The organism is Sphingorhabdus buctiana, from assembly GCF_042680825.1.
Taxonomy (GTDB): Bacteria; Pseudomonadota; Alphaproteobacteria; order Sphingomonadales; family Sphingomonadaceae; genus Sphingorhabdus_B; species Sphingorhabdus_B buctiana.
Map to the genome: position 1 here is coordinate 367136 of NZ_JBHUEL010000003.1, position 21391 is coordinate 388526.

27 protein-coding genes and 1 tRNA gene are annotated in these 21391 nt (G+C 57.7%); 15 read left to right on the plus strand and 13 right to left on the minus strand.

Annotation, left to right across the window (positions count from 1 at the left end):
• Window position 1: 1 nt before the first annotated feature.
• The 6 genes from ACFSAG_RS04830 to hemE form a co-directional block, all read right to left on the minus strand.
• Complete coding sequence (locus ACFSAG_RS04830; protein WP_381511899.1) at window positions 2-610, minus strand: GNAT family N-acetyltransferase; 609 nt, start codon at window positions 608-610, stop codon at window positions 2-4.
• Window positions 607-1362, minus strand: coding sequence for a TerC family protein (locus ACFSAG_RS04835; RefSeq protein ID WP_381511902.1), 756 nt, complete (start codon window positions 1360-1362; stop codon window positions 607-609). Before ACFSAG_RS04835 ends, ACFSAG_RS04830 begins: the two co-directional genes overlap by 4 nt.
• 27 nt (window positions 1363-1389) lie before the next feature.
• A complete protein-coding gene (locus ACFSAG_RS04840; protein WP_374611889.1) occupies window positions 1390-1890 on the minus strand; it encodes a P-loop nucleotide/nucleoside kinase family protein in 501 nt (166 codons plus the stop codon).
• Window positions 1891-1903: 13 nt separating this feature from the next.
• A complete protein-coding gene (gene rho, locus ACFSAG_RS04845; RefSeq protein WP_324333012.1) occupies window positions 1904-3160 on the minus strand; it encodes a transcription termination factor Rho in 1257 nt (418 codons plus the stop codon).
• 159 nt (window positions 3161-3319) lie between these two features.
• Entirely contained in the window at window positions 3320-3763 is a 444-nt protein-coding gene (locus ACFSAG_RS04850) for a CopD family protein (RefSeq protein ID WP_374611893.1), read from the minus strand.
• Window positions 3764-3780: 17 nt separating this feature from the next.
• Window positions 3781-4815, minus strand: a complete 1035-nt coding sequence (gene hemE / locus ACFSAG_RS04855) for a uroporphyrinogen decarboxylase (RefSeq protein ID WP_381511907.1) — start codon at window positions 4813-4815, stop codon at window positions 3781-3783.
• Window positions 4816-5124: 309 nt separating this feature from the next.
• On the opposite strand from hemE, the gene ACFSAG_RS04860 reads away from it, so the two are divergent.
• The 9 genes from ACFSAG_RS04860 to ACFSAG_RS04900 all read left to right on the plus strand — a co-directional run bounded on the left by ACFSAG_RS04860 (window position 5125) and on the right by ACFSAG_RS04900 (window position 11175).
• Window positions 5125-5970 carry a pyruvate, water dikinase regulatory protein gene (locus tag ACFSAG_RS04860; RefSeq protein WP_381511910.1) on the plus strand — a complete coding sequence of 282 codons (846 nt, stop codon included), beginning with the start codon at window positions 5125-5127 and terminating at the stop codon, window positions 5968-5970.
• Complete coding sequence (locus tag ACFSAG_RS04865; RefSeq protein WP_381511913.1) at window positions 5967-6566, plus strand: Maf family protein; 600 nt, start codon at window positions 5967-5969, stop codon at window positions 6564-6566. Before ACFSAG_RS04860 ends, ACFSAG_RS04865 begins: the two co-directional genes overlap by 4 nt.
• Entirely contained in the window at window positions 6563-7396 is an 834-nt protein-coding gene (locus ACFSAG_RS04870; RefSeq protein ID WP_381511916.1) for a shikimate dehydrogenase family protein, read from the plus strand. Before ACFSAG_RS04865 ends, ACFSAG_RS04870 begins: the two co-directional genes overlap by 4 nt.
• Window positions 7393-8016, plus strand: coding sequence for a dephospho-CoA kinase (gene coaE / locus ACFSAG_RS04875; RefSeq protein WP_381511919.1), 624 nt, complete (start codon window positions 7393-7395; stop codon window positions 8014-8016). Before ACFSAG_RS04870 ends, coaE begins: the two co-directional genes overlap by 4 nt.
• Window positions 8017-8035: 19 nt before the next feature.
• A complete protein-coding gene (dnaQ, locus tag ACFSAG_RS04880) occupies window positions 8036-8758 on the plus strand; it encodes a DNA polymerase III subunit epsilon (protein ID WP_381511922.1) in 723 nt (240 codons plus the stop codon).
• A 41-nt stretch (window positions 8759-8799) separates the two neighbouring features.
• Window positions 8800-9375 (plus strand): ribosome hibernation-promoting factor, HPF/YfiA family, encoded by a 576-nt coding sequence (gene hpf, locus ACFSAG_RS04885; RefSeq protein ID WP_374611906.1) that lies wholly within the window; start codon window positions 8800-8802, stop codon window positions 9373-9375.
• Between the two features lie 90 nt (window positions 9376-9465).
• Window positions 9466-9933: a PTS sugar transporter subunit IIA gene (locus tag ACFSAG_RS04890; RefSeq protein ID WP_374611908.1), complete on the plus strand. Its 468-nt coding sequence runs from the start codon at window positions 9466-9468 to the stop codon at window positions 9931-9933.
• Between the two features lie 21 nt (window positions 9934-9954).
• Entirely contained in the window at window positions 9955-10299 is a 345-nt protein-coding gene (locus ACFSAG_RS04895; protein ID WP_381511928.1) for a DUF1491 family protein, read from the plus strand.
• A gap of 168 nt (window positions 10300-10467) precedes the next feature.
• Complete coding sequence (locus ACFSAG_RS04900; protein WP_374611910.1) at window positions 10468-11175, plus strand: cell wall hydrolase; 708 nt, start codon at window positions 10468-10470, stop codon at window positions 11173-11175.
• Between the two features lie 51 nt (window positions 11176-11226).
• Here ACFSAG_RS04900 and proC read toward each other — a convergent pair whose 3' ends face one another.
• The 5 genes from proC to argH are packed head-to-tail and all read right to left on the minus strand — an operon-like array spanning window position 11227 to window position 15778.
• A complete protein-coding gene (gene proC, locus ACFSAG_RS04905) occupies window positions 11227-12036 on the minus strand; it encodes a pyrroline-5-carboxylate reductase (RefSeq protein ID WP_381511931.1) in 810 nt (269 codons plus the stop codon).
• Window positions 12029-12814: a precorrin-2 dehydrogenase/sirohydrochlorin ferrochelatase family protein gene (locus ACFSAG_RS04910; protein ID WP_381511934.1), complete on the minus strand. Its 786-nt coding sequence runs from the start codon at window positions 12812-12814 to the stop codon at window positions 12029-12031. Before ACFSAG_RS04910 ends, proC begins: the two co-directional genes overlap by 8 nt.
• Window positions 12815-12820: 6 nt before the next feature.
• Window positions 12821-14089: a diaminopimelate decarboxylase gene (gene lysA, locus ACFSAG_RS04915; RefSeq protein ID WP_381511937.1), complete on the minus strand. Its 1269-nt coding sequence runs from the start codon at window positions 14087-14089 to the stop codon at window positions 12821-12823.
• A 10-nt stretch (window positions 14090-14099) separates the two neighbouring features.
• The gene (locus ACFSAG_RS04920) at window positions 14100-14411 is read right to left on the minus strand and encodes a hypothetical protein (RefSeq protein ID WP_381511940.1); all 312 of its coding nucleotides are present in this window, start codon (window positions 14409-14411) and stop codon (window positions 14100-14102) included.
• Window positions 14408-15778, minus strand: a complete 1371-nt coding sequence (gene argH, locus ACFSAG_RS04925) for an argininosuccinate lyase (protein WP_381511943.1) — start codon at window positions 15776-15778, stop codon at window positions 14408-14410. The genes ACFSAG_RS04920 and argH overlap by 4 nt, the downstream gene beginning before the upstream one ends.
• On the opposite strand from argH, the gene ACFSAG_RS04930 reads away from it, so the two are divergent.
• Complete coding sequence (locus ACFSAG_RS04930) at window positions 15738-16394, plus strand: TlpA family protein disulfide reductase (RefSeq protein ID WP_381511946.1); 657 nt, start codon at window positions 15738-15740, stop codon at window positions 16392-16394. The two genes, argH and ACFSAG_RS04930, sit on opposite strands and share 41 nt — an antisense overlap.
• Window positions 16395-16537: 143 nt before the next feature.
• Window positions 16538-16705 carry a hypothetical protein gene (locus ACFSAG_RS04935; RefSeq protein WP_381511949.1) on the plus strand — a complete coding sequence of 56 codons (168 nt, stop codon included), beginning with the start codon at window positions 16538-16540 and terminating at the stop codon, window positions 16703-16705.
• Window positions 16706-16718: 13 nt separating this feature from the next.
• Here ACFSAG_RS04935 and ACFSAG_RS04940 read toward each other — a convergent pair.
• Window positions 16719-16794, minus strand: a tRNA-Val gene (locus ACFSAG_RS04940).
• Between the two features lie 49 nt (window positions 16795-16843).
• Window positions 16844-17791 carry a hypothetical protein gene (locus ACFSAG_RS04945; protein ID WP_381511952.1) on the minus strand — a complete coding sequence of 316 codons (948 nt, stop codon included), beginning with the start codon at window positions 17789-17791 and terminating at the stop codon, window positions 16844-16846.
• A 46-nt stretch (window positions 17792-17837) separates the two neighbouring features.
• On the opposite strand from ACFSAG_RS04945, the gene ACFSAG_RS04950 reads away from it, so the two are divergent.
• The 4 genes from ACFSAG_RS04950 (at window position 17838) to ACFSAG_RS04965 (ending at window position 21368) form a co-directional block, all read left to right on the plus strand.
• Window positions 17838-17963, plus strand: a complete 126-nt coding sequence (locus tag ACFSAG_RS04950; RefSeq protein WP_381511954.1) for a hypothetical protein — start codon at window positions 17838-17840, stop codon at window positions 17961-17963.
• Between the two features lie 53 nt (window positions 17964-18016).
• Window positions 18017-20110: a M3 family metallopeptidase gene (locus ACFSAG_RS04955; protein ID WP_381511957.1), complete on the plus strand. Its 2094-nt coding sequence runs from the start codon at window positions 18017-18019 to the stop codon at window positions 20108-20110.
• A 140-nt stretch (window positions 20111-20250) separates the two neighbouring features.
• Window positions 20251-21144 carry an SPFH domain-containing protein gene (locus ACFSAG_RS04960; protein WP_381511958.1) on the plus strand — a complete coding sequence of 298 codons (894 nt, stop codon included), beginning with the start codon at window positions 20251-20253 and terminating at the stop codon, window positions 21142-21144.
• Window positions 21145-21152: 8 nt separating this feature from the next.
• Complete coding sequence (locus tag ACFSAG_RS04965; protein ID WP_381511961.1) at window positions 21153-21368, plus strand: type II toxin-antitoxin system antitoxin; 216 nt, start codon at window positions 21153-21155, stop codon at window positions 21366-21368.
• Window positions 21369-21391 lie beyond the last annotated feature (23 nt).

Consider the following 21391-nt stretch of genomic DNA (forward strand, 5'->3'; position numbering starts at 1 on the left):
GTCAGCCGCGCGCCAACCTCATCTGCAGGTTACGCTTCACGCCTTCCCATTCGTTGGCGATTATCGAGTAAACGACCAGATCGCGTAAACGACCTTTGAGATATGCATGGTTGCGAAGAATTCCGTCTTTCTTCGCACCCAAGCGCTCAATCGCTCTTTGCGATTGGAAGTTAAAGGCATCGGTCCTGATCTGGACGCATTGGCAATTCAGCACTTCAAACGCGTGCTGAAGCAAAAGCAGCTTGGTCTCGCTGTTGATTGCGGTTCGTTGTGTCCGTTTGGCGTAGAAGGTCGCACCTATTTCCAGCCGCAGGGCATCTTCGTTCATGCGCAGATAACGGGTGGCACCAATGATTTTACCACTGGCTTTCTCGATAACGACAAACGGCATCGCCCGGCCAAAACCCTTTTCGGCCAAGGCGGTGTCGAGATAGGTTTCGATACCGTCCGCGTCAGGAACCGAAGTATAGAATAGCTCCCACAACCTGCCATCGCTCGCCGCATCGACGATTGCCGGTCCGTCGCTGCGGACCATTGGCCGCAGCAGGACATGGCGACCCTCCAGTTCCGGTTGTTCGGTCCAGAGGCTCGCCATAACCTTTAAGCTCAACCGCCGATCAACGGGGCAACAAATTTTCCAAGGCCAAGCTGCGGATCAACCCAACCGTCATAGATCATCTTGATCGCGACATAGACGATGACTGCAAGACCGATCCACGCGATCCATTTGTAACGCTCAATATATTTGGCGATGATATTGGCGGCCACACCCATCAGCGCGACCGCAAAGATCAGGCCGACGATTAGGATACCCGGATGGTCCTTTGCGGCACCGGCAACCGCCAGCACATTGTCGAGGCTCATCGAAACGTCGGCCAAGGCAACGGCCCACGCAGCACCGACAAAGCTTTTCGCCGGCTTGATACCCGAATCCTCATCGCCTTCGATTTCAGGCGAACCGGGGGAATCGGTCGCATGATCGACCGCGATATCGCGGTACATGCGCCAGGCGACCCACAGCAACAGCACCCCGCCGGCAAAGATCAGACCGACAATGCCGAGCAGCCATGTCACCATCAGTGCGAAGACGATGCGCAGTACCAAAGCCGCAATCACACCAATTGCGATCACCTTCTTGCGCTGGTCTGCCGGCAGGCCGGCCGCAAGCGCGCCAACAACGATGGCATTATCCCCCGCCAGCACGATGTCGATCATCAACACCTGCAGGAAGGCGCTGAACGCCGATGGGCTGGTGATATTGGAGAAATCCTTGACGATCGCCGCCCAGATTTCTGCAGGGCCACCCAGCGAGGGTGCAGTCGTCGCAGTAACGTGGCTGGCCAATGTGATCAGGTCTAGCATCTTGTTCCTATTTGTAGCTGTGGCGGCTCAGAAGGCAATGCGGCAACCGCCGCCTGCTTCCCATTCATCTTGCGTGGGCGGTTCCCACATCTGCTCCATAAAATCAAACATCGAACGATCAACCTGCATCGCGTAGGTCTCACCCTGCCGGATGTTGCGATCCTGTACGCGTTGCCAGCGGGTTTCGCGCGGTACATCGACAAAATGGACAATGGCATCCAGACCAGCATCGGCGCAAAGTTGCCGGAACTTTTCACGATGCTCCTTCTGGGTAAAACCCAGATCGAGCACCGCGGAAAGGCCGCGCGTCGCAGCCTGCCGCACCATCGCGAAAATCATCGCTTCGCACCGATTCACCCGCTCGATCATCCAGTCAAAACGGATCGGATCAGGTTGGTCGGGGCCGAAAAGCGGCACCATCCATTCATCGATCGAAAAGCGCAGCGCGCCCAGCTCGTCCGCCAATTTGCGGGCATAGGTTGTTTTGCCCGCACCGGTGCAGCCGACGACAAGGATAACCTTTGGCATCGGCGGAACCCTATTATTGGTTCATCGAATCGAAGAAGTCTTCGTTGGTCTTCGAATCCTTCATCTTGTCGAGCAGGAATTCCATCGCGTCGACGGTGCCCATCTGCATCAGGATACGGCGCAGCACCCACATCTTGGTGAGCTTGTCCTTCTCGACCAGCAGTTCTTCCTTGCGCGTGCCCGATTTACCGACATCGAGCGCCGGGAAGATGCGCTTGTCAGCGACCTTGCGATCAAGGACGATTTCGGAGTTACCCGTGCCTTTGAATTCCTCGAAGATCACTTCGTCCATGCGGCTACCAGTATCGATCAGCGCGGTGGCGATAATCGAGAGCGAACCGCCTTCCTCGATATTACGCGCGGCGCCGAAGAAGCGCTTAGGACGCTGCAATGCGTTAGCATCGACACCACCGGTCAACACCTTGCCCGATGAAGGGACAACGGTGTTGTAGGCGCGACCAAGGCGGGTAATCGAGTCGAGCAGGATGACGACGTCATGCTTGTGCTCCACGAGGCGCTTCGCCTTTTCGATCACCATTTCGGCGACCTGGACGTGGCGGGTTGCAGGCTCGTCAAAGGTCGAGGAGACGACCTCACCCTTCACGCTGCGCTGCATGTCGGTGACTTCCTCGGGGCGTTCGTCGATGAGCAGAACGATCAGGAAGACTTCGGGATGGTTGTCGGTAATCGCCTTGGCTATATTCTGCAGCAACACGGTTTTACCGGTACGCGGCGGCGCGACGATCAGGGCGCGCTGGCCCTTGCCCTGCGGGCTGATGATATCGATGACGCGCGCCGACTTGTCCTTGACGGTGGGATCAAGCGTATCGAGCGTTAGCTTCTGATCCGGATAAAGCGGAGTCAGGTTATCGAAATTGACCCGGTGGCGGACAGCATCGGGATCGTCGAAATTGACCTTGAGCACCTTGGTGAGCGCAAAATAACGCTCGCCATCCTTGGGCGCGCGGATTTCACCTTCAACGGTGTCGCCGGTGCGCAGGCCATATTGGCGCACCATGTTGGGCGAGACATAAATGTCGTCAGGTCCGGCGAGATAGTTTGCCTCAGGCGAACGCAGGAAGCCGAAGCTGTCCGGGAGTACCTCAATCGTGCCTTCGCCGATGATCTGCTCACCATCCTCTGCCATCTCTTTCAGGATCGCGAACATCAGATCCTGCTTGCGCAGCGTTGATGCGCCCTCAATCTCCAGCTCTTCAGCCATCGAGACGAGTTCGGCGGGTTTCTTGTTCTTGAGGTCTTTCAAATGCATGTGCGTGGTTCCGCTGGAAATTGGATTACCGGCGTAAAGAGCTGCCGGAATATATGGAAAGTTCGATGGCGCGTTGTCGTTGGAAAGAGGAATGCGCCTCACGCCCAGGACGGGCTTGGCTTTTCAATTAAGCTTTCAGGCCCGATTAGTCAATGCCGGTCAAAACGGCTTGGCGACGACGAGTATCACAATAACCGCCGCAGCAATGCCGGGAACTTCATTGAGGATGCGCAGTTTCTTGCCCTCCAATGGCCGCTCGCCTGCGGCCAGCTTCTTGGAATAACCGACCATCCAGCCATGATAGGCGGAAAGACCCAACACAGCGAGGAGCTTCAGATGGAACCAGCCTTCGCTGAACGCCCCGATATGCCAGGTGAGTAATAAACCAACGATCCAGACAATGATCATCGCCGGGTTTAGGATGATGCGAACCAACCGCCGCTCACGCTCCACCCAGCGTGACTCTTCTTCAGAACCTTGCGGGCTTTCCTGGTGGTACACAAAGAAGCGCGGAAGCATGAAAAGCCCCGCCATCCAGAAGATGACGAAAATGATGTGCGCCGATTTGAGCCAGAAATAGAGCAATGCGATGGTTTCCGTCATTCGGGAATCCGCCTTGGTTATCCCCCGCGGACCAAATTAAGCAGCTTTTCGACATGCGCAATGGGGGTGTGCTGCAAAATGCCGTGGCCGAGATTGAAAATATGCGGCCGCGATTCAAACGCCTTGAGGATATGCGCAACCGCTGACTCAAGCGCTTCCCCACCCGCCATCAGTGCCAGCGGATCAAGATTGCCCTGCACCGGAAGATTTTCGGGCAGCGAGGCATGTGCCCATAGCGGATCGACAGTTTCATCGAGGCCCAACGCATCAGGGCGTACCTCAAGGGCATAAGCAGGAAGCTTACCCCCCGCACCCTTGGGGAAACCGATGATCGGTGTATCGGGATGGCGCGCACGCAATGCGGAGACGATCGCCGCATTGGGCGCTATCACCCAGCGTTCGAATTGCGCCGGGGAGAGCGAACCGGCCCAACTGTCGAACAATTGCACCGCATCGACTCCCGCTTCGATCTGCTTTGACAGATAAGCAATGGTCGTTGCAGTTATGGCGTCAATCAGTTCGCCAAACTTCACCGGGTCTGCATAGGCAAGGCTGCGCGTCTCTGCATGGTCCTTGCTGCCCTGTCCGGCGACCATATAGGTTGCCACGGTCCAGGGGCTGCCTGCAAAACCCAGAAAGGTGGTCTCGGCGGGCAAGGCGGCTCGTACCTTGCGAACTGTCTCATAAACCGGGTTGAGGCGCTCAGGCGCAGGTACCAGCTTCTGCCAATCATGTTCGGCGAGCTTGGGTGCCAGTCGCGGGCCTTCTCCGGTTTCGAACCACAAATCTTGCCCCATGGCATGCGGGACGACGAGGATATCCGAAAACAGGATCGCGCCATCGAAACCGAAACGGCGGATCGGCTGCAATGTGATCTCGCAAGCGGCATCGCTGTCGTAGGCCAGCTCGAGGAATCCGCCCTTTTGCGCACGAAGGTCACGATATTCGGGAAGATAGCGACCAGCCTGACGCATCAGCCATATTGGCGGCACTGCAGGCTTTTCCCCTCGCAGGGCGGCGAGCAATTTTCGTACGGGCAGTTCGGTCGCCATGCAGGAATCCAATAAACAAATAATAGATATAAGGATGATGAAATATGATGCGCTGTGGGCAAGTGTGGCCCTTAGGCACATATCTATCTTTTGCCAACATATTGACTCTCCGGCCCGCTTGGATTGGCACGATTCGATTACGGCTTTCCCCGTTATTCACAGGCTGTGGAACAGGCTTTCCGGCTGTGGATGAACTGTGCCCGAATCCGAGAGAGAGTCAGGATGCATCCGGCATAAAAGCCATCCCCATTTTCATCCCTTGATTTATCCCCAAGCAGCCCACAAAGCTGTGCTTAAGGGAAAAGTCTTTTGCAAAACCGCATCCATCTCCACCTGTTATCGGACTCCACCGGTGAAACGCTGGAGAATATTGCCAAGGCGGCACTCGCGCAGTTCGACGAGGTTGATGTGGTCAAGCATTTCTGGCCGATGGTTCGGTCCGAAGCGCATCTCGAACGCATCCTTGTCGATGTCGCCGCCAATCCGGGCTTGGTGCTTTTCACCCTCGTCAATCTGGCAATGCGGCAAAAGCTGGAGGAACGGTGCCGTTCCTTGGGACTGCCCACCGTTGCCGCGCTGGATGCGGTAACCGATGCACTTTCCGGCATTTTGGGCCAACAGGCGAAGGCCCGGCCAGGGCGGCAGCACGCGCTCGACGCCGCCTATTTCGCCCGTGTCGAAGCGATCCAATATACCATCGCCCATGATGATGGGCTCAACCATCATGAGTGGGAGGAAGCTGATATCGTCCTCGCCGGTGTATCGCGCACATCGAAGACCCCGACGAGCATCTACCTTGCCAATCGAGGGTACAAGACCGCGAACATTCCGCTGGTTCCTGAATCGCCCCCACCGGCTGCGCTCTATACCTTGAAGCATCCCATGGTTGTTGGCCTTGTCACCAGCGCCGACCGTCTGGTGCAGGTTCGACGCAATCGCTTGCTCTCGCTCAACCAGGCACCCGACACGGACTATGTTGCCGAAGACAAGGTGAAAGCGGAAATCGCCTTCGCTCGCCGAATCTTTGCCGACAATGGCTGGCCGGTCATCGATGTAACACGCCGCTCGATCGAAGAGAGCGCTGCGGCGATCATCAACCTGTTCAATGAACGTAACAGCCAAGGGCAGGCCAAGATGACGGAGGGCGAATCTTGAGCCAGATCATACTTGCTTCGACAAGCAGTGCGCGAAGGCAAATTCTTGAAAATGCGGGCTTAAGCTTTGACGCTATGGCGCCGATGGTCGACGAAGAGGCGCTGAAGCTTGGGCTGGAACAGGAAAATCTTTCCCCACGCGATCTCGCCGATGCGCTGGCAGAAGCAAAGGCGCTTAAAATTTCCGCCAAGCATCCGACCGCCTTGGTTTTGGGCGCAGACCAGGTCCTGGCCATCGACGATGGACAACTGCTCAGCAAAGCGGAAAGCCCGGAGCAGGCGCGCGAGCAGCTGAAGATGTTGTCGGGCAAAAGCCACCGTTTGTTCAGCGCGCTGGTAGCCGCGGCGGCAGGCATTCCTGTTTGGCGCCATGTTGGCGTCGTCAGGCTGCTCGTCAGGCCGCTGTCCGATGAATTTATTGACGAGTATGTCGACCGGAACTGGGATCAGATCCGATATTGTGTCGGTTGTTACCAGATCGAAGGCGAAGGCGCGCAACTTTTCACGAAGATTGAGGGGGATCATTTCGACATCATGGGTATGCCGTTACTGCCGCTGCTGGCATTCTTGCGCGAACGAAAGGAAATCGCGTCATGACGTCTTTCCAACCAGGCATGGGACAGGCTTATGCCGAGGTCATTGGTGATCCGATAAAGCACAGCAAATCACCGCTTATCCACGGGTTTTGGCTCAAAAAACTGGGAATTCTGGGTGATTATCGCACGCAGCACGTCCTTGCCGAAGGTTTGGCCGACTATTTTGAAACCCGGCGGAACGATCCGAACTGGCGCGGATGCAACATCACGATTCCGCACAAAATTGCAGCGCTCGACCATGTTACCGATCCGGGCGGTATCCGTTCCTCCATAGGGGCAATCAACACCGTGTTCCGCGACGAGAAGGGAGCGCTGGTCGGCACGAACACCGATGCTGCCGGATTCTTCGCACCGATATCCGAAGATGAATGGGCGCACCGCGATGCCATTGTCGTCGGTGCCGGCGGAGCGGCGCGGGCGATTCTCTTTGCCCTGGCACAGGCCGATATCGGATCGGTGACGATATTGGCGCGCAGCCCGCTCAAGGCCGCTGCGCTGTTAAGCCATTTTGGCTTGAAAGGGCAGGTGCTCAAGATGGATGCGCCGTTACCGCCAGCCGAGCTGCTGGTGAATTCGAGTCCGCTGGGGATGACTGGCCAACCGCCACTGGAGATAGACCTGTCGCCGCTCCCAGAAAATGCGGTCGTTTATGATATTGTCTACAGTCCCCTCGAAACCCAACTTCTGGCCCAAGCCCGAAATCTTGGACTCGATACCGTTGACGGCCTCGACATGTTGATAGGCCAGGCAGCTTTTGCATTTGAACTCCTCTTTGGACAGGCACCCCCGGCAGATTGCGAAGACGAGTTACGGGCGCTGCTGCTCAAATGACCGACACACAAAAACGCCCGCTCATCATCGGCCTCACCGGATCGATCGCGATGGGAAAATCGACTGTCTCACAGATGTTTGTCGATGAGGACATCCCCCATTTCGATGCCGATGCCGCTGTTCACAAACTGCAAGGTCCTGGTGGCGCGCTGGTGGCGGAAATCGAGGCGGCCTTTCCCGGAACAACTGGTCCACACGGCGTCGACCGATTGAAACTTGGGCCGATTGTTCTTGGCGACAAGGAGAAATTGGTGCGGCTGGAGGGAATCATCCATCCAGCGGTGGGCAAGCTGCGCGCCGAATTTCTCGATGCGCATCGGGATGCGCCAATGGTCTTGTTCGATATTCCGCTACTCTTTGAAAAAGGCGGCCATCAAGGGGTCGACAAGATATTGGTGGTGTCTGCGCCCGCCGAACAGCAACGCCGCCGGGCATTGGCGCGTGAGGGAATGACAATCGAGAAGTTCGAGCACATCCTGTCGCTGCAAATGCCCGATGCGGAAAAACGCAAACGCGCCGATTTCGTCATCGATACCGGCACCAGCATCGCCGACACGCGAGAGCAAGTGCGCACACTCATTAAAAATTTGCGCGCGAGCCTTGCAGACTCAGCGAAATAGGCCGATATGAATCGATAGAATGCGCGAGATTATTTTCGACACCGAAACCACAGGTTTCGACCCGCTCACCGGAGACAGGATGGTCGAGATCGGGTGCATCGAAATGGTCGGAAGGGTGATGACCGGCGCCACCTTCCACTGTTATTTCAATCCTGAACGTGCGATGCCCCCAGCTGCTGAAGCTGTGCACGGACTTTCGGACAAATTCCTCTCCGACAAACCGCTCTTTGCGAGCCAGGCTGACGCGCTGCTCGAATTTTTGGGTGACAGCCCGCTTGTTGCACATAATGCCAGTTTCGATTTCGGCTTCCTCAATATGGAACTCGAACGGTGCGGCCGCCCAGCCATCGATATGGGCCGGATGGTTGATACCATTGCGATCGCGCGCACCCGGCACCCGGGCGCCAAACTCTCGCTCGACGCGCTGTGCACCCGCTATGGAATTGATCGCAGCCACCGCACCAAGCATGGCGCGCTGCTCGATGCCGAATTACTCGCACAGCTTTACATTGAACTGACCGGTGGGCGGCAGATCGGACTTGGCTTTGGGGATTCGCTGGCCGTCAGTGTAGAGATCGAAACGACCCGCATTTCGCTGGTCCGTACCGATCGTCCATTCCGCACGCCGCGTCCGCACCAACCTTTGCCTGAAGAACTCGAACGCCACCGCGCATTTGTTGGTACGATCAAGGATGCGCTGTGGACCGAAGAGGAGCGGCGCGCACTGGCGCCGAGTGATTGACCGCCTTCGATAAACCGAGGGCATAAACAAGGAGAAGAACCATGGATGTAAGGGTCTCGGGGCATCAGTTGGAAACCGGCGAAGCGCTGCGAACCCATGTCGAAACCCGCCTTGGGGCGATCGCCGACAAATATTTTTCCAAGGCACTCTCTGCGCAGGCGACTTTCGGGCGTGCGCCGCACGACAAATTCTCCTGCGATATCATTGTCCATGTGATGCAAGGCCTGATCCTGAAAGGCCGGGGCGAAGCATCCGACGCCCGAACCGCTTTTGATGGCGCATCCGAAAAAATCGAAAAGCAATTGCGCCGTTACATGCGCAGGCTGCAGGACAGGCATTCGCAAACCGCCCATGCCCTGCGCCAGGAAGAGGCGGCCTATACTGTATTCGATGCGGGCGACGTCGAAACGGAATCGCCTCCGCCCGAAGCCCCGGTCATCGTCGCGGAAATGAGCGTCGACATCCCTGAATCAAGCGTTTCCGATGCGGTCATGTTGATGGATTTGCGTAACACACCGGCACTGCTCTTCAAAAATGCTGGAACTGGACGCCATAATATGGTTTACCGCCGCGAAGATGGCACGATCGGGTGGGTTGAACCTAGATCCGCAACCTGAAAAGCGACCACAGTCAGAGCATATTCACTTTAGGGATCAATAATTTGAATATTGCTTCGGTGCATTTCACCGGGGCAATGGGGTAGTGTGATGATTCGTATAACAACTCGGTTGGTCGATGGCGCGATAATCGCTGACATCGAATGCGCCGATAAAAATTGCCTGCTGGATACCGTTTCAAAACTGGCGGCCCAAAATTATGGTGTTGATGCGTCTGCGGTCCACGAAGGGCTGATGGAACGTGAGCGTCTTGGGCCCACAGGATTTGGTGGCGGCACCGCGATTCCCCACTGCAAGGTCGATGGTCTTGATGCACCGGCAGGTGTTTTTGTCCGCCTCGCCAAGCCCGTGGACTATGGTGCGGTCGATGACGAGCCGGTTGATCTCGCATTTGCGCTTTTCTCACCTGTCCATGACGGGGCATCGCATCTCAAGGCTTTGGCAGAGGTGTCGCGGATGTTTCGGGACGAGGCGAGTTGCGCGCAATTGCGCGGCGCCAAGGATGCCGGGGCTTTGTTTGCCCTGTTGAGCCCGATCGAGGAGCGCGATGCTGCCTGACCGCAGCGGTCGCAGCATTCGATGATCGAGCCGCGGCTCGCCTCGCATATCATTGTTTCGGCGTTGATCCGCACAGCGGAGGCGCAGAATGCTTTTGCGGTCGTGCTTCGCAAGGGCGACCGGACTGCGGGTTCGATATTGCTGTTGAGGCGCGAAAAAGGGCAGAATCCCACCCTTTTTGAGCGTTTTCCCAGCATCGACGGTTCGCCTGTCTGGTCCGAAGTAACCATAGAAGATACTGAAAAAGAACAAAAAATTTCCGAATATTTGGAACGAAGAGTGGTTCGCGACCCCGATATCTGGATTTTGGAACTGGACGTCCCGTTTGAGCAACGGTTCACCGACATTGTTACCGCGTTGAATTGACATTGTTGCGCCGCACAATAGATGCGCGGCCAGACAGCGAAGGTTGCCCAGACGTTCTGGGGTAGGACAGGGCAAACACGCGAGTCGGAAGTGGAAGATTTGACGCCGCAATAAGCAAAGTACCAACCTGGCGTCATTGGCGACACGGCCGCACAATGAACAGTTATAATGAAATTCCTCCTCAAGACCGCACCTGCTGCGGTTGTTTCGCTCACGCTACTTGGCGGAGCTGCTTATTCGGACGCTGGTTTTGCATTCGGCGCATCCAATGGCGAAAAATTGTCGGCTCAGACGATCAGTGTTGATCCTGTAATACTTGCCGCCGACCAAGCTGAACTCAATTCGGCATCCACCGACACAGTTTCGGTAACCACCCTCGAAAATGGCGATATCGTTTTCACTCCTGGCACGGGTACGTCCGCGGCTGCCGCAGAAATCAGTTCAACGGACGATGTGGGCAAGGCCGAAAGTCTCGCCGACTTGGTTCGTGCACAAGGTGAAGCCGAAGATCTCGATGCTGAGGCGCGCTGCCTTGCCGGCGCCGTCTATTTTGAGGCCAAGGGTGAATCGCTCGAAGGCCAGTTGGCGGTTGCTCGCGTCGTTATGGCGCGCGCCAAATCCGGCCGCTTTCCCACCTCGCTTTGCGGTGTTGTTCACCAGAAAAGCCAGTTTTCCTTTATTCGCGGTGGAAAGATGCCTTCGATAAACACGAGCAGCCTGCACTGGCGCAACGCTGTCGCGATCACCCAGATCGCGCTTAACGATAGCTGGAAAAGCCCCGTTGAAGGCGCGCTGTTCTTTCATGCGCGCCATGTATCGCCCGGCTGGCGCCTGAAGCGTCTTGGTTCGATCGACAACCATATCTTCTATCGCTGATCCGATTACCCAACGGATACGCAAAGCCGTCCCGGTTTCGGGGCGGCTTATTCATTGCTCAATGGGCTTGGACAGATCGACTCCGCGATCGCGGGCGGCTTTCAGCGTTGCATCGATCAGTTGCTGCAATCCGCCATCGAGTACCTCCAGCCCTGCCGCGGTTGTCCCACCAGGGCTGGTAACGCGGCGCGCCAATTCTTCGGGGCTAGCGTCGGACGCGATGGCAAGATCAACGGCACCGTCGACCGTGGCTTTGGCAAGTGTCGCGGAAACTGCAGGGTTGAGGCCTAATGACTCGCCTGCTTTGGCCAGCGCATCGATAAACCGATAGACGAATGCAGGGCCCGATCCGGCAAGTGCGGTAACGGCATCCATCAAAACTTCTTCGTTGATCCACACCGGTGTGCCCAGTGGCGCTAGACATTTTTCGATTCCAGCGCGCAGTTGCGCATCGCCATCAGGCTCGAACAGGCCAAGCGGTGACTTGCCGAGGCTGGCCGCAAGGTTGGGCATAAGCCGTACTATCTTCCGCCCTGGAAGCGCGGATCGCAATGTTTCCACCCGCACCCCGGCCATGACCGAAATGACAATGGCGTCGCCTGCAACTATGTCAGTAAGTTCATTCGATATCTGTGGGAAGACTTGCGGTTTCACCGCGACAAGCGCGATTCTGGCTTTGGACCCTGCCATCGACGCATCAGCAAAGTGCCGGACGCCCTCTGGAAGCGCCTGCGCCATCGGGTCGACCACTATAAATGCTGCGGGATCAATTCCAGCTGCAATCCAGCCATCGAGCATCGCCCGGCCCATATTGCCGCAGCCGAAGAAGAGGAGGGGATTGTCGCGCGAGATTTCAGTCATGCACCGATCCGTGACGCAGTCGCAAATGGATGACAAGCCCGGATGGAATTTCCGTTTCGGGGGCGCCCGAATGCCGAACGGCATCGGCACGCGCGCGATTGACCAGATCGTCACCAATCGGGCCATCGACATAGACATGGTCGGCCTGACCCAGCAAACGGGCTGTGCGCAGGGTCAGTTCTTCGGGATCGGGCGATGAAAGTTCGACGAGAAAGACGCCGGAGGCTGGAGTTTGTTCGGTGGCTTCAAGCCATTCACTCACTTTGTCCGCGCTGTCCGGATCGAGCGGATCGAGAAACCCTCCGGGCGCAAGCGCGGTATCCAATTGGCGGCGTCGTGTCGGCCCGTCAGACCATCGCGCGCGCATCTGGTTGCGCGCTGATTGCAGCCTCAGGGCAAGCTCGCCGAGCCGTGCCGGTAGAATTCGTTCAATCGCCTGCCGCACCATTTTTGCGAGTCCTGCCGAGGCGCCGCCCGTCCCCACCGCGATCAGCAAGGGATCGCGGTCCACTATAGCTGGGGTGGTGAAATCACACAGTTCAGGCTGGTCGACGACATTGACCAGTCGCCCGCGTTTCTTCAGGTGGGCCGCCACAATAGCGGCTTCTTCGGTGTCTTCGATCGCGACAAATGCCAAGCGTGCTTCCGGATCGCTTTCATCAACACAAACACCGCCAGCCCGTTCGATCAGGCGTCTCTTGGCGTCGGCTGCATCGCCTTCACCAAGCAGGATGACAGGCTTGCCGCGGATCGTGACGAAAAGCGGCAGTTGGTTCATCGTTGCTCAGGCCAACCAATCGGGGACATGTTCGGCGTCGAGGATTGTTGCCGGAACGATCCTTTCGGCAACGACAGCATAGCGATCCCCGCTGACCAACACTTCGGGCACCAGCCCACGGCTGTTGTAAGTGCTCGCCATGGTTGCGCCATAGGCACCGCAGGTGCGGAACAGCGCCAGATCGCCAGCCTGAACAGTATCGATTTCGCGCGCCATCGCAAAGGTATCACCGGTTTCGCAAACCGGGCCGACGATGTTCGCGGTAAAGCGGTTGCCATCGGGCTCGACCGCTTCGAAATCATGCCAGGCATCGTAGAGCGCAGGGCGGGCAAGATCGTTCATTGCCGCATCGACGATGACGAACGGAACATTGCCCGATCCGGGTTTCACGCGAATTACTTTGGTAACAAGCACGCCGGCATTGCCGCAAATGACCCGGCCGGGTTCGAACATCAGCTGGACATTCCAGCCTTTGGTCGCGCGGGCAACCATCTCGCCATATTCATCGGGATGCGGCGGATTGTCACCTTCCTTGTAGCGCACACCAAGGCCGCCACCCAGATCGACATGGGTTATGCTGTGGCCTGAATTGCGCAGGTCGGCGATAAGCTTGCCGATCTTTCCAAAAGCGGTTTCGAGCGGTTCAAGGTTGAGCAGCTGGCTGCCGATGTGCAGCGCGACCCCGCGCATGTTGAGCCCGGGCAAAGCAGCAAGCCGCGCATAAATGCCTTGCGCCTGGTGCAGGCCCAGGCCGAATTTGTTTTCCGCCTTGCCGGTCGAAATCTTGGCGTTGGTTTGCGCGTCGACATCGGGGTTGATGCGCAGCACCGCATCCACGCGATAGCCTAGCGTTTCTGCAATGGCGGCGAGTTCGCGGCCTTCTTCTTCGGATTCAATATTGAACTGGCCGATGCCCGCCTTCAATGCAGCTAGCATCTCGTCCGCGCTTTTGCCGACGCCTGAAAACACAATGTCCTTTGCAGGCACGCCGGCGGCCAGTGCGCGATTCATCTCGCCAGCCGAAACGACATCGGCGCCATAGCCTTCACCTGCCAGCACCTTCAGCACGGCCAGATTGGGATTCGCCTTGATCGCAAAGGCGATGTGCGGGTTTTCGATTCCAGCCTTGGTCAGCGCTTCGCGAAACACCTGCGCGTGGCGCACCAGCGTTGCTTGCGAATAGACATAGACAGGCGAACCGACCTCATCGGCAATTCGCGTCAGTGGAACGTTTTCGGCGTGCATGACGCCATCAATCAGTTGGAAATGGTCCATGGGATGGATTTCAGCCGGGCTTCTTCGGATCTTGTGCGGTTGATTCCGCGGGCGCGTCGCCATTATCCGCTTCTGCGCCGGGCGCAAGGTCAAAAGGATCATCGCGGCGTCGCTCTGAACGACGCATCAGTTCATCGCTCCGTCCAGGGCGGGTCTGGACATCGGGCGTCATCAGCTCTTCCGAGCCGGGTGCCTCCGCCTGGCCATAAGCCTTGGCGGGCATGGACTGACCAGCTTTCGGCTGCAAATCGCCAACCTTGCCGCATGCCGCGAGCAGGATTGTGAATGCTGCTGTTGCCATCCATTTGCGCGTCGGCATCATGATCCGAGTTCCTTTCGGGCCGCCTCTACGGCTTCCTTTACCCGAACCGGGGACGTCCCGCCAGCGCTGGTGCGGCTGCGCACCGATCCTTCAACCGAAAAATCGGGCAGGCTGGTTCCGGCAAGCCGTGAATCTATAGTCGCAAGATCCTCTGCCGTCAGCAGTTCCAACTCGCCTCCTCGTGCCTCGCACAGCTTTACCGCGCTGCCGGTGATGTGATGTGCTTCGCGGAAGGGAATCCCATGTTCGCGCACCAGCCAGTCCGCGAGATCGGTCGCAGTCGAAAAGCCGCTGGCGGCAACCGCGCGCATCCGCGCAGCATCGAACGTGACGCTGCCTACCATTCCGGTCATCGCCGCAAGGCACAGGTCGAGCAGGTCATGCGCCTCGAACAACGGTGCTTTGTCGTCCTGCATGTCCTTGGAATAAGTAAGCGGCAAGCCCTTCATGGTGACCATCAGGCTGGTGAATGCCCCGATGATGCGACCCGCATGCCCGCGGACCAACTCGGCGGCATCGGGATTGCGCTTTTGCGGCATGATCGAACTTCCGGTCGACCAGGCATCGGGAAGTTTGACGAAACCAAAGGGCTGCGAGGCCCAAAGGATCATCTCTTCAGCAAGGCGTGAAAGGTGGATTGCCGTTTGTGCGGCGCAGGCGAGATATTCGACCGCAAAGTCGCGGTCGGATACTCCGTCCATGCTGTTGGCGGTGGGTGCGTCGAAATCGAGCGCGCGTGCAGTCGCATGCCGGTCAATCGGAAAGGATGTTCCTGCCAGAGCAGCCGAACCCAAAGGCGATTGGTTCATCCGCCGCGCGCAATCGGCGAAACGGCTGCGATCGCGCTTGGCCATTTCGTAATAGGCCATCAGATGATGTCCGAGCGTTACCGGCTGGGCGACCTGCAAATGGGTGAAGCCGGGCATGATGCTTTCCGCATGCTCGCCGGCACGCTCCACCAGAGCAGCTTGCAATCCTGCCAGCGCCTTATCGACCTCTGCACATGCGCCGCGCACCCAAAGACGGAAATCGGTGGCCACCTGGTCATTGCGTGAACGTGCGGTGTGCAGCCGCCCCGCCGCATCGCCGATCAGTTCGCGAAGGCGGCTTTCGACCTGCATATGGATGTCTTCGAGCTCGATGTGCTCGGGCACACCCTGCTCTTCATATTCGCGCTCAATGGCTTCCAGCCCGCCAAGGATGGCCTCGACATCGGCGGCATCAAGGATGCCCTGTGCGCCCAGCATTTGCGCATGTGCCTTGCTGCCAGCGATATCCTGCCGCCAAAGCCGCTTGTCGACGGGGATGGAGGCGTTTATCTCGCGCATGACATCTGCTGGGCCAGCGCCAAACCGGCCGCCCCACATGCTGCTGGAGTTTGATGTGCCGCGGGTAATGATCCTGTTCCTTCTCTTGGCCGGGCCGCTGTTTCTGGCGGCCTGCGATAGGGAAACTGCGCCATCGGGGCAAGCGGAACCCGCCACTGGCGCAGAGTCAGCCAAGCAGGGTTTTGGTCTTGAAAGCAAGAGCGGGCTGAAGGCCGAACTCAGTTACCGTTTCGCCGGGCGCCCTGCACCCGATGCCAGCTTCACGGGTGCCGATGGCCGCGAGGTATCGCTCAGCGACTTTGCCGGACGCCCGCTGCTCGTCAATTTGTGGGCAACATGGTGCGCCCCGTGCAAAGCGGAAATGCCGACTTTGGACAATCTCGCTGTGCTCGAAGAGGGTGAAGTATCGGTGATTGCGGTGTCGCAGGACTTGCAGGGGGCAAAACCGGTGCGCGCCTTTTTCGATTCGGCCCGAATCGCCAATCTGGAGCCTTATACCGATCCCGATAATGCCCTATCCTCTGCCGTGGGGGGAACGGTCGCGCTGCCGACAACGATCCTGTACAATAGTCAGGGCAAGGAAGTGTGGCGGATCATCGGCGGGGTCGAGTGGGACGATGCCGAAATAGCAAAGCTGCTCGACGAAGCAGCCTAGCGTCAGCTCACATCAGGATGGGGCGCGGCTTGGGGCAGTTGCAATTGCGGCTTGGTTGGCCTTCGGTCATCGAGCGGACCGATGGTTTGCAATTTTGCTGACGCGAGTCCGCCGATTCGCGCTGACCTTTGGATTTCAGCAAAATGGCTGCCGGTGCTTTTTTGGCATTGAATGGCGAAACGCTCAACGTGGCGTGCGCGGGGCTGCCCAAGAACGCCGCCAGCAAAGCTGCGCCAATCGCTGATTTGAAGCTGATCCCTACCATCGCCACAGAATGCGTTTCCAATGCTTGCTGCAAGATGAACGACTAAGCGAAGTCCGTCCTGGTGGGCGCTAACGGGCTCGAACCGCTGACCCTCTCGGTGTAAACGAGATGCTCTACCAACTGAGCTAAGCGCCCGCACGCAGGACAAGCGCCGCCTTTGCCAAAGCTCTGCCGGTAAGGCAAGTCATATCGGCATGATGGCCCTGTCGGCTATCGTTTCAAAATAGTCGCGCAGCTTTGCCGACATCAGGTCTGACAATTCGATATAGACGCGTCGCGCGTCGTTCGGATCCTGTCGCCGCACCAGATAGCCCGCCTCGGTCATGTTGGTGATCCAGCGCAGCGCGGTGGTTGGCGGAACGGCGGCGGCAATGCACAGGCTGGAAACCGAAACTTGCTGTCCCTCTTCCTGCGCGGCGAAAAGGTCGAGCAGGATATCCCAGCCCGGATCGGCGAATAGGTCTGCTCCCAGCAATCGGTCGCGCATGCGACGCAGCTTGATCAGCTCGCGCACATGGCGGGCTTCGAATGTTGTATTGCGACCGGTTGGCTGGATTATAGGCCGGAAACTATCCGGGCTGGCGTGCCGAAAGCCTATCGGCTTGTCCTGGACATTGTTGTTTGTATCGCGATCCTGTTCGGCAATGCGGGCCAGTGTTCGCGCGAAATCTGCCAGTTCGTTGCTGATGCGGTTGAGTGCGCCCATTTCGCCATCGCGGGCCCTCTCATGGACCAGCCTGGCCGTCACTTGGCGAAACGCCCCTGACAGGATTGGTACTGCCGGCCAATCGCCGGCCTCCACGATGAAATGGCATTCATGCTGCCATAGCATTGCATATGCTGTATCGACATAGTCCAATGGCGCCCAAACCAGGATTTCGGTTACATCGCGCTCAATATAGCTTTCAAATTCAACAGATTCTCCAAAGGCTTCCTCTGATTTGGAGCAAAAATCGACAAGCAGGAAATCGGCCCGTTCTTCGGGATTGCGAATTTGGCATCCGCATTCCGCGGCAAGGGCCGTTAAAGCGGCTCGCCGTGCGGCCGAAGGTGTAAGAATGGCTGCCGAAAATATAGACTGGTTGTTTTCAGGATATTGCATGTCGATGGTCCACATAGACAGGCCGGACATAGAGCCGACCCGTTGTTTGCCACCACCCTGACCACATTTCTCCATAATGGATTCAATTGTCCATCCCGAATCCGGCTTTGCCTTGGTGCAGGCTATCGCTAAGCAAGGCCTCATTGCGATTTCGGACCTTGATGACCGGGATGCGCCACCCATTTCAGGAGTGCGAATGTGATCAAAGGATATAAATCATGGCCCTTATCGATTTTGTTGATGGCGGGAACTGCAATGCCTGCCCTGGCTGAAGCAACAAAGCCGGCTGCCGCGCCTGTTGCGGCCAACCCGATTCTCGATCCATGGACCGGGCCCTATGATGGCGTGCCGCCATGGGACAAGGTGAAGCCTGCCGATTTCCCTGCTGCATTCGATGCGGCAATGAAACAGACCAAGGCTGAGTTTGAGGCAATCCTCACCAATCCGGCACCGGTCACGTTCGACAACACGATCAAGGCGAGCGAACTTTCGGGCGAGTCGGTAAACCGCCTTTTCGCGATTTGGGGCGTTCACAGTTCGAATCTTTCGAACCCAGAGATCCGCAAGATCCAGGCCGAATGGGAACCGAAGATCAGCGCCTTCTTCAACGAATTGCAGCTCGATGCCCGCTGGTTCCAGCGCGTGCAATATCTGCACCAGAAACGCGAAAATCTGGGGCTCGACAAGGCGCAGATGCGCCTGCTTGAGCGGACTTATGACGGCCTCGTCCGCAATGGCGCGCTGCTCAATGCCGACCAGAAGGCCAAGTTGATCGGTATCGAAACCGAAATCTCGAAGAAATTCTCCGAATTCCAGAACAAGGTGCTCGCGGATGAAGAAACTTACATCCTGCTCACCGATCCCGCCGATGTAGCGGGCCTGCCTGAAAGCTTTGTCGCTTCGTTGAAGGCGGCGGCCGAATCAAAGGGCAAGCAAGGCTGGGCCGTTGCCAACACCCGTTCGGCGATCCAGCCTTTCCTTGAAAATTCGCCGCGCCGCGATTTGCGCGAAAAGGTGTGGCGCGCGTTTGTGATGCGCGGGGACAATGGCGATGCCAATGACACCAACGCGACAATCGCCGAAATCCTGAAACTGCGCCAGCAGCGTGCCGAACTGCTCGGCTTTAAGACGCATGCGCATTATCGCATGGCCGATACGATGGCTAAAGACCCGGAAAAGGCAATGGACCTGATGATGAAGGTCTGGCCCGCTGCGGTTGCCCGGGTGAAGGAAGAGGTCGCCGACATGCAGGCGATTGCCGATAAGGAAAAAGCCGGCATCACCATCGAACCTTGGGATTACCGTTACTATGCGGAGAAGGTTCGCAAGGCGAAGTATGACCTCGACCAGAATGAGCTGAAACCTTACTTCCAGCTCGATAACATGGTCTCGGCAATGTTCGATGCCGCCGGCCGGTTGTACGGTATGAGCTTCACCGAAAATACCGGAACGGTTCCGGTTTTCGAACCCGAAGTCCGCACCTTTGAGGTGAAGCGCGATGGCAAAGTAATCGGGCTGTTCTACCTCGATAACTTCGCCCGCCCCGGCAAGCGCTCGGGCGCGTGGATGACGACCTATCGTAGCCAGAACCGCTTGACTGGCGACAACGACATCGTGCTCGCATCGAACAACAACAATTTCGTGAAAGGCGCGGGCGGCAAGCCGACGCTGATCAGCATCGACGATGCCTCGACGCTGTTCCACGAATTTGGCCACGCCATCCATTATCTCAACTACGACATCACCTGGCCGGGCCTCGGCAATACGCCGCGTGATTTTGTGGAGTTCCCCAGCCAGGTGAACGAGAACTGGTTGCTGACGCCCTATATCCTCAACACCTATGCCAAGCATGCCGAAACGGGTGAACCGATCCCGGCGGCGCTGGTTGAAAAGATCAAGGCGAGCGACACCTTCAACCAGGGCTTTGCCACGGTTGAATATCTGTCGAGCGCGATCCTCGACATGATGCTGCACAACCGCAGCGAGCCGGTCACCGATCCGCGCGCCTTTGAGAAAGAGGCGCTCGCCAAGATCGGCATGCCCAAGGAAATGGTGATGCGGCACCGCCTGCCGCAGTTCAACCACCTGTTCGCCGATGACGGCTATTCGGCAGGCTATTACAGCTACCTCTGGTCCGAAACCATGGATGCCGACACCTGGGCTGCCTTCACCGAAAAGGGTGATGTCTGGGACAAGGAAACCGCAGAGCGTTTCCGCTCGATGCTGCTTTCCACCGGCAACGAATCCGACCGTATCGAAGCCTATCGCGCCTTCCGTGGTCGCGATCCGGACGTCAAATATATCATGAAGAAGCGCGGTTTCCCGGTTCCCGGCGAAACGCAAAAGTGAATAACGAAAGGGCGGGGAAACACCCCGCCCTTTTCGATTATCGGCCTGCGATGGCAAGCCTGCCCGAAAGCGCATCCGATTTTACTTGCGCCCGCTCACAGTTGATATAAATATGATATCATATTTAAGTGGAGGGCAACATGACCGATTCGAAATCCTTGAATGCCAGCCAGGAAACGGCAGCGCGCAGTTTCAATGGCTATCTGATGCTTTTGCTGATGCTTTTGAGCGTCGGCTGGTTTGCCTGGGCGATGATGGGCATCGTCGCGGATCGGGCCGATGCCGATTTTGTCGGCATGGTTCTCAGCATCACCGTCTTTCTTTTCGTTTCGTGCGGCTTTTACATGATCCAGCCAAACCAGGGCGTCGCGCTGACATTGTTCGGGGCGTATAAAGGCACCGATCGCAACGAAGGGCTGCGCTGGATTTGGCCGTGGATCGGCAAGTCCAAGGTTTCGCTGCGTGCGAACAATCTGATCTCGGAAAAGATCAAGGTGAATGACCTACGCGGCAACCCGATCGAGATTGCGGCGCAGGTTGTCTGGCGCGTTACCGATACCGCGCAGGCGCTGTTCGACGTCGATGATTACAAAGCGTTCGTTCTCGCGCAGATCGAGGCAGCGGTACGCACCATCGGCTCGCGTTACCCCTATGACGATATCGAGCACAAAGAAGTCACGCTGCGCGGAAACCATGACGAGGTGTCGGCTGAACTGCGCACTGCGCTGATGGAACGGCTGGCGGTTGCAGGCATCACCGTGGACGAATGCGGCCTCACCCATCTTGCCTATGCGCAGGAAATTGCCGGTGCCATGCTGCGCCGCCAGCAGGCCGAAGCGGTTATTGCGGCGCGCAAGAAGCTGGTCGAGGGTGCCGTCACGATGGTGGAAATGGCGCTGCAGCAGCTCTCTGAAAAGGATGTTGTCCATCTGGATGACGAGCGCAAGGCGGCGATGGTATCCAACCTGATGGTGGTGCTGTGCGGAGAGCGCGACACCCAGCCTGTCGTGAATACCGGCACGCTGTATCAATGAGCTGAACCATGGCCGCGCCGCCCAAGAAAGCCTTCCCGCTCCGCCTCGATCCCGCCTTGTACGCGGCGATCGAGCGGGCGGCTGCGGCCGACTTTCGAAGCGTGAATGCCGAGATTGAAGTGCTCCTACGCGAAGCACTCGACCGGCGCGGGGTAAAGGTTGGCGTGACCGAAGCACCGCGTCGCGGTCGACCGCCTGTGAAAGAAGGCTCTGGCTACGAATAGCAATCGGCCCTCAAAAGGAGTTT

Bases quoted from the DNA above. Each gene is read 5' to 3' on its own strand.
- ACFSAG_RS04960 (WP_381511958.1), top strand. From the start codon at position 20,251: ATGACCGATTCGAAATCCTTGAATGCCAGCCAGGAAACGGCAGCGCGC.
- ACFSAG_RS04950 (WP_381511954.1), top strand. From the start codon at position 17,838: ATGGATTCAATTGTCCATCCCGAATCCGGCTTTGCCTTGGTGCAGGCT.
- ACFSAG_RS04850 (WP_374611893.1), bottom strand. From the start codon at position 3,763: ATGACGGAAACCATCGCATTGCTCTATTTCTGGCTCAAATCGGCGCAC.
- ACFSAG_RS04900 (WP_374611910.1), top strand. From the start codon at position 10,468: ATGAAATTCCTCCTCAAGACCGCACCTGCTGCGGTTGTTTCGCTCACG.
- argH (WP_381511943.1), bottom strand. From the start codon at position 15,778: ATGTGGGGCGGCCGGTTTGGCGCTGGCCCAGCAGATGTCATGCGCGAG.
- ACFSAG_RS04835 (WP_381511902.1), bottom strand. From the start codon at position 1,362: ATGCTAGACCTGATCACATTGGCCAGCCACGTTACTGCGACGACTGCA.
- ACFSAG_RS04930 (WP_381511946.1), top strand. From the start codon at position 15,738: ATGACATCTGCTGGGCCAGCGCCAAACCGGCCGCCCCACATGCTGCTG.
- ACFSAG_RS04965 (WP_381511961.1), top strand. From the start codon at position 21,153: ATGGCCGCGCCGCCCAAGAAAGCCTTCCCGCTCCGCCTCGATCCCGCC.
- dnaQ (WP_381511922.1), top strand. From the start codon at position 8,036: ATGCGCGAGATTATTTTCGACACCGAAACCACAGGTTTCGACCCGCTC.
- ACFSAG_RS04910 (WP_381511934.1), bottom strand. From the start codon at position 12,814: ATGAACCAACTGCCGCTTTTCGTCACGATCCGCGGCAAGCCTGTCATC.
- ACFSAG_RS04955 (WP_381511957.1), top strand. From the start codon at position 18,017: ATGCCTGCCCTGGCTGAAGCAACAAAGCCGGCTGCCGCGCCTGTTGCG.
- ACFSAG_RS04945 (WP_381511952.1), bottom strand. From the start codon at position 17,791: ATGTCCGGCCTGTCTATGTGGACCATCGACATGCAATATCCTGAAAAC.
- hpf (WP_374611906.1), top strand. From the start codon at position 8,800: ATGGATGTAAGGGTCTCGGGGCATCAGTTGGAAACCGGCGAAGCGCTG.
- coaE (WP_381511919.1), top strand. From the start codon at position 7,393: ATGACCGACACACAAAAACGCCCGCTCATCATCGGCCTCACCGGATCG.
- hemE (WP_381511907.1), bottom strand. From the start codon at position 4,815: ATGGCGACCGAACTGCCCGTACGAAAATTGCTCGCCGCCCTGCGAGGG.
- ACFSAG_RS04935 (WP_381511949.1), top strand. From the start codon at position 16,538: ATGGCTGCCGGTGCTTTTTTGGCATTGAATGGCGAAACGCTCAACGTG.
- rho (WP_324333012.1), bottom strand. From the start codon at position 3,160: ATGCATTTGAAAGACCTCAAGAACAAGAAACCCGCCGAACTCGTCTCG.
- ACFSAG_RS04870 (WP_381511916.1), top strand. From the start codon at position 6,563: ATGACGTCTTTCCAACCAGGCATGGGACAGGCTTATGCCGAGGTCATT.
- ACFSAG_RS04890 (WP_374611908.1), top strand. From the start codon at position 9,466: ATGATTCGTATAACAACTCGGTTGGTCGATGGCGCGATAATCGCTGAC.
- ACFSAG_RS04840 (WP_374611889.1), bottom strand. From the start codon at position 1,890: ATGCCAAAGGTTATCCTTGTCGTCGGCTGCACCGGTGCGGGCAAAACA.
- ACFSAG_RS04920 (WP_381511940.1), bottom strand. From the start codon at position 14,411: ATGATGCCGACGCGCAAATGGATGGCAACAGCAGCATTCACAATCCTG.
- lysA (WP_381511937.1), bottom strand. From the start codon at position 14,089: ATGGACCATTTCCAACTGATTGATGGCGTCATGCACGCCGAAAACGTT.
- proC (WP_381511931.1), bottom strand. From the start codon at position 12,036: ATGACTGAAATCTCGCGCGACAATCCCCTCCTCTTCTTCGGCTGCGGC.
- ACFSAG_RS04895 (WP_381511928.1), top strand. From the start codon at position 9,955: ATGATCGAGCCGCGGCTCGCCTCGCATATCATTGTTTCGGCGTTGATC.